A 14,549-nucleotide genomic window follows, 5' to 3' on the forward strand; every position below is an offset into this window, starting at 1 on the left:
CCCTGGACGGGCGGCCGCTCACCATTGGGACGCGCGGGTGTCCAGGCTCGACACCCTCAGGCTCGCATAGCTCGTCGATCCGTCCTTGTGCCGCTGTTCCAGGGAGATCTCTCCGCCGTCCGACATACTGATCCAGCGGTTCTCCTCGCCCGGGACGAACTGCCGCTGGTAAATACCGGACTCCGCGAACACGGCGCCGATCCGGGGGACGTCGAAGTTCCCATTGCATACCTGGAGGCCGCCTTCGGGGAAGGTGATCCATCCCGCGCGGGTGGCCGTTCCCTGGACCCGGTCGGCGTACACCCGCTCGGCGACGACCGAGAAGGACTGGGCCACCCCGCGGGTGCCGGTGTTGCTGAAGACGTCTATCCCGACGGAGGTGAAGGTGAGGGCCCCGGTGTTCCCGATCCCCTGGACCCGGAGGGCGTGGACACCGTTCTCGAAGGTGGGCGTGCGCACCTGGACGGTGGTGGTCAGGAAATGCTTCTGCCCTGTGCCGGGGTCGGTGGCGACGAGGGTGTAGGTGCTGTCGCGTTTCGGGCCGGTGCCGGGTGCGGGCTTCCATTCGAGCGGCCCCGGAATGGTGACGGGCGCGCTCGTGCCGTCCGGCAGGCTGATCGTGTAGGCCCAGTCGGCGGGCCCGTCCCAGCACAGGACGACGGCGTCCCCGTTCTCCACCATGGCCGGGACGGGGCGGAAGTTGCCGGGTGCCGAAGCCGGTTTCGCGGCGGTCTTGACCAGCGGCACCACCGCGACGCCGGTCGTCGGATTGGCGTTCGCCGTCCTGGCGGCGATCTCCTTCACCTTCAGCACCGCCAGCCCGGCGGCCGCGGCGACCGGTACGCCCTCCAGTTTCAGCACGAGATGGTCACCGGCGGCAAAGGCGATCTTCTTGCCGGACGGATCGGTGACCACGAAGGGGCCGGTGGCGGCAGGGGGCTGGACCTTCAGCTTCCGGGCGGCGCCCGTTTTCAGATCGTGGAACGTGGCCGTCGCGGTGACCTTGGAAAGGTCGGGGGTGAGGTCGTCGGCGCCGTCGCCGACGGGCACCGCCACCTCGTTCCTCGACCAGTGCGCCGCGGTCGGCCCGGTGTTGGTGACCATCAGGTACACCGTGCCCGTGCTCCGGGCCTGCCCGGCCGCCGAGGCCGCCAACGGCGCCGGGTCGCTGAGCAGGGCGTAGGTCAGCATGGTCACGGTCACCACTCCTCGGCCGGGAGAACGGAGAATCTTGGAACGTGCCCCCGGCGGCGCCCGTCGAAGATCACCCCCTAGATACAACCGAACCCAGCAAACCGCGCCAAGAGCCTCATAGAGCCCATAAAGGGGCGATCCGGCAATGAAGTCGTCATCTTGACAACCGGCCGAACCGCCAGTGACGGCGGGGGAATGGTCGTTCCCGCCCGTATTGGCGAGCCTGCGGAGGGGAGGGCGTCGGCGGGGCCGCTGCCCTCCCCGGCAACTAGATCGCCGCTTCCACCAGGTGCAGGTAGGAGTTCACGGGCTGCCTGTTGACGATGCGCAGGTCCGCGTTCTTCACCACCGCGGTGATGGTCTCCGCCGTGTGCTTGCGGCCGTCGGAGTTCAGCAGGAACAGAAGGTCGGTGCCGGTGGTGAACTTGATCTCCGGGCTGCCGTCGATCATGTTGGTGATGATGAAGATGCGGCTGTCCTTGTGGCCCGCCTTGGCGGCGTTCCGCAGGGCCCTCACCGACTTCTCGTCCGCCCATTCGAGGATGTTCTTGAACAGGTAGACGTCGGCCTGGACGGGGATCTCCTGAAGGCAGTCGCCGCCGACGATGCGGGCGCGGGAGGCGAACTCGCCGCCCTCGCGCAGCCGCGGGTCGGCGTCGGCGACGACGGGCGGGAGGTCGAACAGGATGCCGTTCAGGTCCCGGTTCTTCGCCAGCAGGGACGTCAGCGTGTAGCCGTGGCCGCCGGCGATGTCGACCAGCGAGCCGACACCGCGCAGGTCGAGCGCGGCGGCGACGGCGTTGTTGGCGAGCCTGCTCAGCTCGGTCTGCGCCTTGTTGAACACCTCCGCCGACTCCGGCCACATGGCGTGCAGGTAGGAGAAGAAGTCCGTGCCGTACTTCTCCTCGAACCCGCCGCGGCCGTTGCGGACGGCCTCCTCAAGGTGCGGCCACAGCTCCCAGGTCCAGGGCTCGGTGACCCACAGGACGTAGTACTTGAGGCTGTTGGGGTCGCCCTCCCTGAGCAGGCGGGACGTGGAGGTGTGCGCGTACCCCCGCGGCGTCTCGTTGAAGACGCCGTGCTGCGTCAGCGCGCGCAGGAGCCTCGCCAGCATCTCGGCGTTGACGTTGAGCGCCTTGGCCAGGTCCGCCGGCGACTTCGGGTCGTCCTCCAGCACCTCGGCGACGCCGATGCGTACGGCGGCCCGGAGCGCCGCGGCGCCCGCGGCGCTGAGCGCGAGCTCCCGCACGCCGATGACCGCGCCGTGATCGGCGATGTCCTTCTCCTGGATCGTCATCGCTCTCTCCATTCGACAATCTTCGTTTTCTGGCCTCCGCAGGTTTCACGGTAGAGGGGCACCCCTCAAGGAGCGCTGGAGAAATCTTTGAATGGGCCGCCGGTGATCATTTGACTTGACCGCTCAAGGCGTCCTCAGCAGCAATTCAAGGCGAGCACCGGACGATGGAGGACAGAAACCAACACGACCACCCAGGAGAACACATGGCAAAGGAACTCGGACGTGTCGCTCTGGTCACCGGCGCCACGAGCGGGATCGGGCTGGCCATCGCCAATCGGCTGGCCCGCGCCGGGCACCGGGTGTTCATCTGCAGCCGGGACGCCGCCGCCGTCAAGGAAACGGTGGAGGAGCTGCGCGCCAATGGCCACGAGGCCGACGGCATCGCGTGCGACGTCACCGACGTCGCACAGATCGAGCAGCTGGTCAAGGCCACCACGGACACCTTCGGGCCCATCTCCGTGCTGGTGAACAACGCCGGCCGCAGCGGCGGCGGCCCGACGGCGAAGGTCCCGGACGAGCTGTGGTTCGACGTGATCAACGTCAATCTCAACAGCGTCTTCCTGACGACCAAGCGCGTCCTGTCGGACGGCGGAATGCTCGAACTCGGGCGCGGCCGGATCATCAACATCGCCTCCACTGGAGGAAAGCAGGGCGTTGTCTTCGGCGCGCCCTATTCGGCGTCCAAGCACGGCGTCGTCGGCTTCACCAAGGCCCTCGGCCTGGAGCTCGCGCGGACGGGCGTCACCGTCAACGCCGTCTGCCCCGGCTATGTCGAGACCCCGATGGCCCAGCGGGTGCGCGAGGTCTACGCCAATATCTGGGACATCTCCGAGGACGCGGTGCTCGACAAGTTCAACACGAAGATCCCCATGGGCCGGTACGGCGACCCGGAGGAGGTCGCCGCGATGGTCGACTATCTGGCCGGCGACGACGCGGCCGTGGTGACGGCGCAGGCGATGAACGTGTGCGGAGGGCTCGGCAACTACTAGGCCCCGCGACCACCAGGCCCCGGCCCCCGAGCCGTGGGCCGCCGGGCCGCCGACCGTGGTGCCTGGACCTCGCCGGTGGGAGCGACACCCTCCGGTGAGGACCAGGCCCGCTGGTCACGATTCGCTCGTCGGATCCGCGGCCCCGCCGAACCAGGCCGCCGGGAGCGCGGCCGCCGTTCAGGAAGCAGGCCCGCCTGTCAGAACTCGCCGGTCGGGAGCGACTCGCCCGCCCACTAACAGGGCCGGCCGGGCGACGGCGACACGCTTATGGAAAAGCGTTCGGGTGGTCATTCCCTCTGGTGGTTCATGACATTTCGAACTGCATTCCGAACCTGCCGGCGGCGGTCTCGTGCGTCCGCCTTCGATCCACGCGCCAGTCCCCGTCCAAGGACGGTTGGGGCGCCGGATCATCCGGCGCTCAGTTCGTCGAGAGCCGGTGCCCCGTCCAGGGCGGGAGCGCCGTCGAGCAGGGCGTGGTGCAGCCTTTGCAGACGGGGTGACGGCTCCAGACCGAGTTCGTCCCTCATCCACTTGCGCAGGCTTCGGTAACGCTCCAGTGCCTTGCTCCGCCGGCCCGCCCGGTAGAGCGCCAGCATGTACAGGGCGTGCAGGTTCTCGTTGTCGTCGTAGCGTGCGGTCAGCGAGGCGAGCTCGCTGAGCGACTGGCGGTGCCGGCCGCGCCGCAGCTCGGTCTCAAGGCGACACTCCACGACCGTCAGGCGCGACTGTTCGAGCCTGGCGACCTCGGGCTCAAGAACGCGCCCGAGTTCGACGTCGGCGAGGGCCCTTCCGCGCCACAACGCCAACGCCTTGTCGAAGATGTGGACCGCGCTTTCGTGGTCCCGTGCCTCGAAGGCCGCCATCCCGGCCTGTTCCAGCGACTTGTACTCGTACAGGTCGACATCGGCGTCCCGCAGCAGGAGCATGTATCCGCCGTTCCGGGTCAGCAGCACACTGCTGGCGACCTCGGCGGCGGGAATCTGAAGTGCCTTCGCGAGGTGTTTGCGTACCTGGACCACATAGGTCTGCAATGTGGTCTGCACGCTCTTGGGTGGTTGCGTGTCCCAGATCTCGCTGATCAACGAGTTCGTCGACACGACGTCACCCTCGTTCAGCAGCAGGAGCGAAAGCAGTTGGCGCGGCTTGCGCGCCGACGGTGTGGCATCGCGATTGTTATGCGATACCGTAAGTGGTCCCAGAATTCGAACGTCCATCCGTGGCTCCAGATCTCGTGCGCGAATCGAACCCTTCCGGCAGGAGGCGCGTATCGAAGGCGCGGCCCTCCTCGACCCATGGAACGAAGAACGGGGGTGCCACCACATTGCGAAAGACTCATTCCCGGCCACGACCATCACACCGTGTTCGTGGTGATATACGCCGCGCAATTGAGTACAGGCAGGGGTGCCCTCAACCCGCGACCGGTGGCCAGGTACGGCCATTTCTGCCAAACGATGTCAGTGTGGCACGTTGAGCGCGCCGGCGATGGCCGTCAACAACGTCGTCTCCTCACTGAACTCCCCCCTAAGTGCGTCCTGGCCTCGGCAAACTAATGCCGATAATTCATGTTACATGAGCATCCCTGCGAACTGTGGTATCGCTGGGAGGGATGTTGACGTTGCAACTGAACGTGTTCCCAGCGTCATGAACGGCTTTGAGTGCCGCCAGCCTCTCGAAGGCGGCGGGCTCGTAGCATTCCCGGGCCAGCTCGGCCGCGCCCTGGTCGCCCTGGACGAACCCCGGCGCGCGGCCGACCGTCCACGGCTTCACCGCGCCGATCACGCGGTCGGCCGTCTCGTGCGCCGCGTCGCGTCCGGGCCCCTGCGGCAGGGTGACCAGGCGCAGCACGTGTGAGGCGTCCCGGTGGCCCACCGCGTTCGCGACCTCCGGCGGCCGGGGCAGCACGCCGCCGAGGTGGTTGACCTGCACGACCCCGAAGACCCCGGAGCCGGGGCCGACCAGGTCGAGAATGGCGTCCGGCGCCGCGGCGTCGAATTCGCTCAGCATCGCGTTGGTGCAGAGGAAGTTCCGCGGCTGCTTCGGCTCGTTGTGAATGGTCCCCGAGGCCGTGAAGGGCATTTCCCCGAGGGTGTCCACGATGCGCGGGCCGAGCGCGCGCAGCGGTTCGACCAGCCGCTCCCCGTTCTGGACGGTTCCGACATAGGCGATCCGGACGTGCGCGAGATGCCGTCCGCGCAGCGGCGCGGGCACGGCCGGGACGTCCGGCATCGGAATGAGGCCGATGCTCGACCCCATCGAGTCCGGCACCGTCGCGGTCCATTCCCGGTAGGTCCTGAACACCGCCGGGAGCAGATCCGTGTCGAAGTACAGGCCGCCGCCGAACAAACGGTCGACCGGGAACAGGTCGAACTCGATTCCGGTGACGACGCCGAAGTTCCCCCCGCCGCCCCGCAGCGCCCAGAACAGGTCGTCGCCGGGCGCCACCGTCGCGCACTCGCCGTCGGCGGTGACCACCTCGATCCGCCGGACGTGGTCGGCCGCGTAGCCGAAGGTGCGGCTGAGCAGGCCGAGCCCGCCGCTGAGGATGTAGCCGACCACGCCGACGTCGGGGGAGGACCCGCTGAGCGGCGCCAGCCCGTGCTCGCCCGCGGCGTCGATCACCTTCTCCCAGCGGGTCCCCGCCCCCGCCCACGCGGTCCGGGCCGCCGGGTCGACCCGGACGCCGGACATCCGCGAGGTGTCGATCAGCACGCCGCCCTCGGTCGGGACGTTCAGCCCGTGCCCGGTCGCCTGGACCGCGACGGCCAGGCCGTGCTCGACCGCGTGCCGGACGGCGCGCACGACGTCGGCGACGCCCTCGGCCCGCACGATCACCGAGGGGCGGTGCAGGTAGGTGCGCTGGACGCCGCTGCGGGCCTCGTCGTAGCCGGTGTCCCCCGGACCCAGCGCGACGCCGTCCAGCCCGTTCATCAGTTTCATCAGCCCCCGCAGCGTCATCAGGCGCTCCCGGCCTTCGATTTCGCGAGCAGGTCGTCGCGCGTGACGGTGCGGTACCGGACGAGCAGTCTCCCGTCCAGGTCGAGCAGTTCGTCGCGCATCACCGTGCTCGTGGTGAGGGTCGTGACGCCGTCGATGGTGTCGAACACCGGGACGTAACACGTCGTCCACAGACTTCCGCCCGGAGCGGGCTCGACGATGACGTTGAAAACGAAATGGCGCCGAATGGCGCCCTGCTCGTCGAGCCGGGCCACGGCCCCGCTGCCGAGCGCGGTCAGCCCTTCCCGGCCCTCGACCGGATCGGGCAGGCCGTTGGAGACGAAGACGCCGTCCTCGGTGAAGGTGTCGACCCACGCGGCGATGTCGCCGTCGTCCAGGGCCTGCATCTGCACCGCGTAGAACTGGTCGATCCGGGAGTAGATCTCGGCGGAAACGGTCGTGTTGGCGGTTTGGACTCTCTGGCTCATGGCTCCTTCTCTCAACCTAGGGGCACGTTCTGCGGCGCGGCGTTGCGGCCGAGGTCGTCCCGCTCGATCTCGCGGGACATCACCCGCCAGGTGGTGCCGTGCCGGCGCAGGACGTCGGAGATCATCGCCGCCGACTGGAGGCAGGAGCCCCGCTCGGCGTCGATGACCAGGAACAGGCCGTAGAACCGCGACACCACGAGGTCGTCGCGTTTGGTGAAGGTGAAGGACTGCACGCAGTGGCGGCGCTGGATCCCCTTCTCGTGGAAGGACGCGTCGAGCTTCCAGACCTGGGGGACGAAGTCGCTCTTCTTCACCGGCGTGCTGCCGTCGCCGATCACCTTGGTGGTGATCGTCGCGTCGTCGTCGAAGACGTCCAGCCAGACCTGGGTGTCGCCGCGGTCGCGGGCGTCCAGCTGGTCGAGGTAGAACCTCCTCAGTTCGTAGTAGGTGTCCAGGGAGACGGTGTCTCCCCGGTGGGAGCCGACCGGTGTCATTGTTCGCTCCTCCTCGAATTTCCCGTTCCAATCACCGCGCCGCTCACGCCAGGCACGTCGGCAGGCCGCCGTTGTACTCGATCACCTCGTTGAAGACGGCGTTGACGTCCACCTCGGCGCCGAGCGGAAGGTCCGGCCGCCGCACCTCCAGAAAGGCGCGGTGCAGGTTCGCGGCGAGCCGTTCGGAGTCGAGCCATTCGGCGAATTCGCCGGGCCCGTGCTCGCGGGCGGCCTGGAGCGGGGTGATCCCCGCCGCCACGCCCTCCTCCGCGATGGCGAGGATCCGCCGCATGTAGCGCTCGGTCTGGTCGAAGACCTCGGGGCCGCTGACCCGGCCGTGCCCGCCGACCACCGTCTCGGCCCCGAAGCCGCGGAGCCGGTCGAGCGTGAGGAGGGTGCCGCGGATCGAGCCCATCATGCAGAACGGGGTGCAGCCCGGCAGCGCCACGTCGCCGACGAACAGCACCCGCGCGTCCGGCACCCAGACGACGGTGTCGTTGGTGCTGTGCGCGGGGCCGAGGTGGTGCAGCTCGACCGTCCGGCTCCCGACCCGCAGCGACATGCTCCGCGCGAACGTGACCGTCGGCTTGGCGAGGGACAGCTCGCCCCACTCGACGTCCGGCCAGATCTTCGTCAGCCCCATCCCGATCGCCTCGACCTCCGCCCCGAGCAGCTCGTGGGCGATGATCGTGGCGGACGGCGCGAACACGCAGTTGCCGAAGACGTGGTCGCCGTGGCTGTGGGTGTTGACGACCGACCGCACCGGCCCGTGCCCGAGCCCCTCGGCCTGCTCCCGCAGCGCCTCGGCCCGCGCGCGGGTCGCGGCCGTGTCGATCAGCAGCAGCCCGTCGGGCCCGGCGATCACCCCGGCGTTGTTGAGGCACCAGGTGCCCGGGGGCTGCAAGAAGGCGTGGACGCCGTCCGCCACCTCGTGCAGCCGCCCGAGCGGGGCGCGGACCGCCGTGCTCATCGCGCCGCGCCGATCGACGCGGAGTACAGCGACGCGTGCTCCATCGTGACCCGGCTGTTGGCCGACAGCGCGGCGCGGACGCGGCTCGCCGCCTCGTGCGCCGTGACGTCCGGCCCGTACACCTCGGCGACCCCGGCGGGGTCGAGCAGGAAGGTGTGCGTGGAGCTGATCGAGGCGCCCGACCGGTCGGAGCGGAACTCCCACCGGCCGCTGTGCCCGAGCAGCACCTTCGGCGGCTGGGTCTGCTTGTAGACGATCGAGCCGTCCGACAGCATCACCCGGATCGAGCGGGTGGTGTGGACGGCGCCGTCGGGCGCGCGGGTCCCCATCGTCATGTCCTGGACGCCGCCCGGCTTCTCGATCAGCTCCAGGTCGTTGACGTGGGGGAGCCGCTCGGGCCAGCGGCCCGCGTCCCAGACGAACTCCCGCGCCGCCTTCGCCGAGCCGGCCAGCTCGATCGTCTCGTCGAAGGTGAGCAGCCAGGGCTCGACGCCGCCGGGCAGCGCCGCGACGGTCCGCAGCGCCTCCAGCTCCTGGGCGCCGTTGTGGTCCAGCTCCCGGGCGATCCGGTCCCGGGCGTCGGCCTGGTCCGGCGGCGGGTTGAAGCGGTGTTCGAGGACCACCCGCGTCCGGTCGCCGTCGAGCGGGGCGCAGGTCCAGCCGCCGCCCATGAGGCCGAACAGCGGATTGTCGTGGTCCTGCCTGAACGACACCCGCCGCGCGGCCGCGTCGAACGCGCGGCGGGAGCGCCAGGTGTTCACCTCGCCGTTCGACACGGTCGCCCAGATCTCGAACCGGTCGCCCTCCGCCGAGCGCTCCAGCACCCGCGTGTGGACGGTGGGACGGAAGATCACGGGCCACAGCGCGACATTCGTGATCAGTTCGTACACCGTCGACGGCGGCGCCTCTATCTCGGTCTCATGGTGCGCGTTGATCTCCGCAGCGGTCATTTCGCACTCGCCCTCATGTGGTCGCGGTCGGATTTTCCGTCAGGTGGTCGCCTCGATCGAGGAGTTCACCCTGCCGAGGATGAGCCGGAAGGTGCGTAGATCGGTCACCTCCTCGTCGGGGATGTCCACCGCGAAACGCTGCTGGATTCGGGCGGCCACCTCCATCAGCGCGAGCGAGTCGTAGCCGAGGTCGTAGAGGTCGGTGTCGATGATCTCCTGCTCCCGGTCCATTCCCTCGACCGCGCCGGCGGCCTCGATGAGAATCGAGCGCAGATCGTCGTAGTTCATCTGGTCAGCCATGTTCTCCCCGTGCTTTCCCTTCGCTTCGGCCCTGGTCGAGCGGGCGCTCAGGCGGCGACGGCGACGACGACGCTGGACGGCGAGGCCAGCCCGACGGTCTCCGACAGGCGCAGCCCGGCCTTCTCGAAGACCTCGACGAATTCGAACTCCGTGCGGTCCCGGCCCTCGCTCAGCGCCATCATCGTGATGTCCATGAACTTCCCGGGGTGCGGAGCGTCGCCCTCGGGAATGAGCGGGTCGATGATCAGCACCCGCGCGCCCGGTGCCATCACCTTGCGGATGTTCGTGAGAATGGTGATCGCGTCGTTGTCGCTGAGCTGGTGCAGGACGTGGGAGATGGTGTAGACGTCGCCGCCCGCCGGCACCTCCCGCAGATAGCTGCCGCCGACCAGTTCGGCCCGGTCGAAGACGCCCGCCTCGGTCAGCACCTTCTCCGCGCCCGGGACGACGTGCGGCTGGTCGAAGACCACACCCCGCATTTCCGGGTACTTGCTCAGAATCGCGGACATCAGATGCCCGTGCGCCCCGCCGATGTCGACCAGCTTGCGCACTCCGGTGAGGTCATAGGCCGCGATGGCGGCCTGCTGGGTGTCCCCGGCGGCGTTTCCCATCGCGCCGCTGAAGAGCTTGTTCATCTCCGGGTGCTTGGCGAGGTAGGCGAACATCTCCTCGCCGTTCACATAGTCGAAGGCGGGCTTCCCGGTGCGAATGCAGTAGCCGATCTCCGCGTAGGAGTTCCGCATGAAGTCCTTGCCCTGGAGCCGGAAGACGTCGCGCATCGAGCCCGGCGAGTCCGACCGCAGGATGTCCGCCAGCGGGGTGAGGCCGAAGGTGCGGCGCGACACCTCGGTGAAGACGCCCTTGCTGGCCATGGCCCTGAGCACCCGGTACAGGGAGTCCGCATGGCTCCCGGTGCGCGCGGCCAGCTCGTCCGCCGACAGCGGGCCGTCCGCGAGGTGGTCGGCGACGCCGATCTCCGCGATGGCCGACAGCATGAATCCCATCCGCAGGCCGCTGTGGAAGTCCCACATCGCGCGGCGCAGCGCCTCGGTCTCTTCGCTCGTGGTGCTCACAGTTTTCTCGGACATCTCCGGTCCTTCCTCGAATCGGGTGGCGCCACGAATCAGGCGGGCAGTGCGATGATCACGCTCGACGGGAGAGCGCGGCCGGAGATGACGTCCAGCCGCAGGCCCGCCTTCTCGAAGAGCTCGGCGAACTCGGCCTCGGTGCGGTCCTTGATCGGCCCCATCAGGAGCATGGTGGCGTCCAGGACCTTCGCCAGGTGCGGGACGTCGCCCTCGGGCAGCACGGGGTCGATGACCACGACCTTGCTGGTCGGCGACATCGCCTGGCGGATGTTCTTCAGAAGGGCGAGCCCCTCGGCGTCGCTGATCCGGTGCAGGACCTGCGGAAGCAGATAGGCGTCGGCCTCCGGCGGCACGGACTCCAGGTAGTTCGCGCCGATGATCTCGGCCCGGTCGGCGACGCCCGCGCCACCGAGGATCTTCTCCGCGACCGGCGCCATGAAGGGCAGGTCGACGTAGACGCCGTGCAGTTCCGGGTACCGCTTCAGAACACCCGCGAGCAGGCTCCCGTTCATCTCGCCGATGTCGACGATCGTCCGCACCCCGGTCAGGTCGTAGGTCTCCAGGGCGGCGTTCTGGATGCGCCGGGCGGCGGCGCCGGTGAAGGAGTCGAACAGCGGCTTCTTCTCGGCGTTGCGCGCGAAGTACTGGAACATCGGCGCGCCGTTCACGTGGTCGAACGCCGGCTGCCCGGTGCGCAGCGTGTGCCGGACGGAGGTGAAGGTGTCCCGCATCTCCTGCTGCGCGTGCATCCGGAACGCGTCCCGCAGCGAGTTCGGCTGGTCGGACCGGAGGATCTGCCCGAGCTGGGTCAGGCCGAAGACGCGGTGCGCGACCTCGGTGAACACGCCCCTGGTCGACACGCCCCGCAGGATCCGGTAGAGGGCGTCGGCGTCGCTCTCGGTGCGGCGCGCCAGCTCCTCCACCGAGAGCGGGCCGTCCACCAGTTCGTCGGCGATGCCGAGTTCCGCGATCGCCTGGAGCATGCACGCGAGCGGCATTCCGCTGAGCAGCCAGATCATCTCGCTGAACAGCGAGTCGCTGTGCAGTTCCGCCGCGTTGCTCGTCGCCGGCGCCGTTCCGGCGCCGTTGGCGGCCGCACGCGTTGCCTGTTCGGTCATGATGACTCTCCGCTTCTGTCGTATGGGTGTTCTCGGTACCGGTCCGCCGGCCCCCCGATCCGCCGACCGGGCGGGCCGCCGGTCCGCTGGTCCGCCGGTCAGGCGGTGATCACTACCGCGGAGTTGAAACCGCCCCGGCCGCGCGCCAGCACCACGGCGACCTCGACCTCGGCCTCCCGCGGCGCGACGACCACGTCCAGGCCGTACCCGTGCGGAACCGCGCGGGTGTGCGGGGTCGGCGGGATCACACCGTCCCGGATGCTCAGCAGCGCGGTGACCACGTCCAGCGGCCCCCCGCCCGCGAGAAGGCGCCCCACCCCCGCCTTGGGGACGGTGACCGGAACCCCCCTCGGCCCGAACACCTCGGTGATGGCCCGCGCCTCACTCCGGTCGCGTTCCGGGACGCCGGCGCCGTCGGCGAAGACGACGTCCACCCGGCCGGGCTCGACGCCCGCGTCCGCCAGCGCGAGCCGCAGGGCCCGCCCCAGGTTGGACGGGCGGCCGCTGCCGGGCGGCGGGTCGAACGTCGAGGCGTACCCCGCGACCCGCCCGTACCGCTTGGCGGACGGGGCGACCGCGTCACCGCGCTCGACCACCAGCATCGCGCCGCCCTCGCCCGGGATGTAGCCGTGGGCGTCGGCGTCGAAGGGCAGGTAGGCGTGCGCGGCGTCCTCGGCGATGCTGACCTCGCCGCCGGAGATGTGCGAGAGCCACCCCCACGGGTCGAACGCGGAGTCCATGCCGCCGGTCACCATGAGCTTGGCGCCCCGGCGCAGGTTGCGGCGGGCCTGGCCGATCGCGTCCAGCCCCCCGGCCTGGTCGGCCACCAGCACGCCGCTGGCGGCGCGCAGCCCGTTGCGGATGGAGATCTGGCCGGTGTTCGCCGCGTAGAACCAGGCGAACGACTCGTACACGCTGACCTTCTCCGGCCCCTCCGTCCACAGCTTCTTGAACTCGTGGTGGGTGAACTCCCAGCCCGCCGAGGCGTTGGACGTGACGACCCCCATCTCGAAGTCGTCGTAGCCGCGGCCGGAGAACGCCGCGTCGGCCAGCGCCTGGTCGCTGGCGACGAGCGCGAGCTGCGTCACCCGGTCGGTCTGCGGGATGAGGCGGCTCGGCAGGTGCTCCGTCACGTCGAAGCCGACGATCTGGCCGGCCAGCCGCGCGCTGTAGCGCGAGGCGTCGTACCGCTGGATCGGCCGGATCCAGGACCGGCCCTCAAGGACGCCCTTCCAGTGCTCCTCGATGCCGGTGCCGTCCCCGACCATCGTCCCGATCCCGGTCACGACGGCAGACGCGGTGCCGCCCGCCTCGCCGACCGCCTCGGCCTCGCTGGGTGCGTTGGCGGGGGCGCTCATGCCGCGAGCTCTGGAGATCGCAACACGACGGCGCTCTGGAAGCCGCCGAAACCGCTGCCCACCGACAGGACCGTGTTCACCGGGACCTCGCGGGCCTCCAGCGGGACGTAGTCCAGGTCGCACTCGGGGTCCGGCTCGTGCAGGTTCGCGGTCGGCGGGATCACGTCGTTGTCGATGGCCAGCGCGCACGCGGCCACCTCGATCGAGCCGATCGCGCCCAGCGAGTGACCGATCATCGACTTGATCGAGCTGACCGGCGTCCGGTAGGCGTGCGCCCCGAGCGCGTCCTTGAACGCGGCCGTCTCGTGGCGGTCGTTCTGCCTGGTGCCGGAGCCGTGCGCGTTGACGTAGTCGATGGACTCGGGCGCGCACCGGGCGTCGGCCAGCGCGTGCCTGATCGCCTCGGCCATCTCCCGGCCGTCCGGCCGCAGCCCCGTCATGTGGTAGGCGTTGCAGCGGGTCGCGTGGCTCGCGACCTCGGCGTAGATCCGCGCGCCGCGCGCCATGGCGTGCTCGCGCTCCTCCAGCACCATGACCGCCGCGCCCTCGGCGAGGACGAACCCGTTCCGTGTCGCGTCGAACGGGCGGGAGGCGTGCTCGGCGTCGTCGTTGCGCGGCGTCGTCGCCTTGATCGCGTCGAAGCACGCGACCACGATCGGCGAGACCGGGGTGTCGGTGGCGCCCGCGAACATCACGTCGGCGCTGCCGTCCATGATCTTCTCGTAGGCGCGTCCGACCGCGTCCAGGCCGGCGGTGCACCCGGTCGCGACCATCGCGACCGGCCCCTCCGCACCGGTCCGCCACGCGACCTCGGCGGCCGCCGCGCTCGGCACCATGTAGTCGTACATGTGCGGGGAGAGGTGGCCCTCGTCCATCAGCCACTCGCGCCCGCTGTCGGAGAGCACGAGGTACTCGCGCTCGATGCTGGTCGTCGCCCCGACCGCGCTGCCGAGGCTCACCCCGACGCGGGTGGGGTCGACCGTGCCCATGTCGAGGCCGCTGTCGGCTAGGGACTCGCTGGCGCACGTCACAGCGAACTGTGTGGCGCGATCCATTCTCCGGATCTCGCGCGGCTGCAAGCCCACCGAAGCGGGGTTGAAATCACATTCGCCCGCAATTCGCGAACGAAATGCACTGGGATCGAAAAAGGAAATGTCCCTGGTCGCGGTGCGGCCCGAGGTGAGCAGATTCCAAAACTCTTTCTTGCCTACCCCCCCTGGCGCGATCACGTCGATACCAGTGATCACTACTGCCCGGTTCACAAGCACTCCTCTGGAGTCCGCCAGCCACCGCTCTTTCCGATGGCAATACTTCAACAGCGGACTTGAGAGCACCTTGAACGATACTAGACCGAGCAGGTTGGAATTTG

14 protein-coding genes are annotated in these 14,549 nt (G+C 69.5%); 1 reads left to right on the plus strand and 13 read right to left on the minus strand.

Annotated elements, in window-relative coordinates; translation table 11 throughout:
- Positions 1-18 precede the first annotated feature (18 nt).
- Together GNZ18_RS18130 and GNZ18_RS18135 are read right to left on the minus strand one after the other, a co-directional pair.
- Entirely contained in the window at positions 19-1,197 is a 1,179-nt protein-coding gene (locus GNZ18_RS18130; protein WP_156217698.1) for a hypothetical protein, read from the minus strand.
- Between the two features lie 265 nt (positions 1,198-1,462).
- The gene (locus GNZ18_RS18135; RefSeq protein WP_156217699.1) at positions 1,463-2,491 is read right to left on the minus strand and encodes a methyltransferase; all 1,029 of its coding nucleotides are present in this window, start codon (positions 2,489-2,491) and stop codon (positions 1,463-1,465) included.
- A gap of 203 nt (positions 2,492-2,694) precedes the next feature.
- On the opposite strand from GNZ18_RS18135, the gene fabG reads away from it, so the two are divergent.
- Complete coding sequence (gene fabG, locus GNZ18_RS18140; RefSeq protein ID WP_156217700.1) at positions 2,695-3,480, plus strand: 3-oxoacyl-ACP reductase FabG; 786 nt, start codon at positions 2,695-2,697, stop codon at positions 3,478-3,480.
- A gap of 407 nt (positions 3,481-3,887) precedes the next feature.
- On the opposite strand, the gene GNZ18_RS18145 is transcribed toward fabG, so the two are convergent.
- From GNZ18_RS18145 to GNZ18_RS18195, 11 genes are all read right to left on the minus strand, one after another.
- Positions 3,888-4,694, minus strand: coding sequence for an AfsR/SARP family transcriptional regulator (locus GNZ18_RS18145; RefSeq protein ID WP_173390811.1), 807 nt, complete (start codon positions 4,692-4,694; stop codon positions 3,888-3,890).
- 346 nt (positions 4,695-5,040) lie between these two features.
- Complete coding sequence (locus GNZ18_RS18150; protein ID WP_216651348.1) at positions 5,041-6,435, minus strand: FAD-binding oxidoreductase; 1,395 nt, start codon at positions 6,433-6,435, stop codon at positions 5,041-5,043.
- Positions 6,435-6,902, minus strand: a complete 468-nt coding sequence (locus GNZ18_RS18155) for a nuclear transport factor 2 family protein (RefSeq protein ID WP_156217702.1) — start codon at positions 6,900-6,902, stop codon at positions 6,435-6,437. Before GNZ18_RS18155 ends, GNZ18_RS18150 begins: the two co-directional genes overlap by 1 nt.
- Before the next feature lie 11 nt (positions 6,903-6,913).
- The gene (locus GNZ18_RS18160; protein ID WP_156217703.1) at positions 6,914-7,396 is read right to left on the minus strand and encodes a nuclear transport factor 2 family protein; all 483 of its coding nucleotides are present in this window, start codon (positions 7,394-7,396) and stop codon (positions 6,914-6,916) included.
- A 43-nt stretch (positions 7,397-7,439) separates the two neighbouring features.
- The gene (locus GNZ18_RS18165) at positions 7,440-8,366 is read right to left on the minus strand and encodes an MBL fold metallo-hydrolase (protein WP_156217704.1); all 927 of its coding nucleotides are present in this window, start codon (positions 8,364-8,366) and stop codon (positions 7,440-7,442) included.
- Positions 8,363-9,316 carry an aromatase/cyclase gene (locus tag GNZ18_RS18170; protein ID WP_156217705.1) on the minus strand — a complete coding sequence of 318 codons (954 nt, stop codon included), beginning with the start codon at positions 9,314-9,316 and terminating at the stop codon, positions 8,363-8,365. The genes GNZ18_RS18165 and GNZ18_RS18170 overlap by 4 nt, the downstream gene beginning before the upstream one ends.
- A 39-nt stretch (positions 9,317-9,355) precedes the next feature.
- Positions 9,356-9,616, minus strand: a complete 261-nt coding sequence (locus tag GNZ18_RS18175; RefSeq protein WP_214617056.1) for an acyl carrier protein — start codon at positions 9,614-9,616, stop codon at positions 9,356-9,358.
- 47 nt (positions 9,617-9,663) lie between these two features.
- Positions 9,664-10,704: a methyltransferase gene (locus tag GNZ18_RS18180; protein ID WP_156217706.1), complete on the minus strand. Its 1,041-nt coding sequence runs from the start codon at positions 10,702-10,704 to the stop codon at positions 9,664-9,666.
- A gap of 35 nt (positions 10,705-10,739) precedes the next feature.
- Positions 10,740-11,822 (minus strand): methyltransferase, encoded by a 1,083-nt coding sequence (locus GNZ18_RS18185; protein ID WP_156217707.1) that lies wholly within the window; start codon positions 11,820-11,822, stop codon positions 10,740-10,742.
- A gap of 98 nt (positions 11,823-11,920) precedes the next feature.
- Positions 11,921-13,180 (minus strand): ketosynthase chain-length factor, encoded by a 1,260-nt coding sequence (locus GNZ18_RS18190; protein WP_156217708.1) that lies wholly within the window; start codon positions 13,178-13,180, stop codon positions 11,921-11,923.
- On the minus strand, positions 13,177-14,442 hold the full coding sequence (locus GNZ18_RS18195) for a beta-ketoacyl-[acyl-carrier-protein] synthase family protein (protein WP_308165982.1): 1,266 nt from the start codon (positions 14,440-14,442) through the stop codon (positions 13,177-13,179). The genes GNZ18_RS18190 and GNZ18_RS18195 overlap by 4 nt, the downstream gene beginning before the upstream one ends.
- Positions 14,443-14,549: the final 107 nt, after the last annotated feature.

It is taken from the genome of Actinomadura litoris, from assembly GCF_009733595.1.
Lineage (GTDB): Bacteria > Actinomycetota > Actinomycetes > Streptosporangiales > Streptosporangiaceae > Spirillospora > Spirillospora litoris.